This is a genomic window from Bacillus sp. LR--39, assembly GCF_053613335.1.
Genome location: NZ_JBSIOT010001529.1, coordinates 1 through 529, shown reverse-complemented (window position 1 = coordinate 529; position 529 = coordinate 1). Strand labels below are relative to the sequence as shown.

Sequence of the window (529 nt, the reverse complement as noted above, 5' to 3'; positions counted from 1 at the left end):
GTTTTTTTATTGATCAGGATTCAGTGTGTAGTACATCCAGCCCATCATAACTATTCCCGCGGTCAGATTGCCGAGCGTAACGGGGATTAAGTTTCTGACTGCTCCCATCAGTGTCACTGTATCAGGGTGCTCGATCAAAAGCGAGATGGCGAAAGTGCACATATTGGCAATGCTGTGTTCAAAGCCTGAAATAAAGAAGCAGAAAACGAAAAGCATCATGGTAAAAAGCTTTGCTCCTTCACCTTTGAGAGACATTGGAATGAAAAAGGCGAGGCACACAAGCCAATTGCACAGCATTCCTCTGAAAAACAATTCGGAAGCCGGCGGCTCCATTTTGTGTTCTGCCAAATGAATCAAAAAGGAATGAACAGAAGGCTCCTCAAAAAGTCCCGTCGCGCTGATCAGGATGGCAAACAGAATGGCACCGATTAAATTGCCGGCATAGCTTGACATCCACAAGTACAGGTTGTCGCGCCAGCTGAGTTTTTTCCGTAGCGCGGTATAGGTGAAATAAAAGGTGTTGCCGGTA

1 protein-coding gene is annotated in these 529 nt (G+C 45.9%); it reads right to left on the bottom strand.

Translation table 11 applies throughout. From position 1 onward, the window contains the following. Positions 1 to 6: 6 nt before the first annotated feature. Positions 7 to 529, bottom strand: a 523-nt coding sequence (locus ACWHAR_RS31590) for a formate/nitrite transporter family protein (RefSeq protein ID WP_452088993.1), incomplete at its 5' end; no start/stop codon positions are given.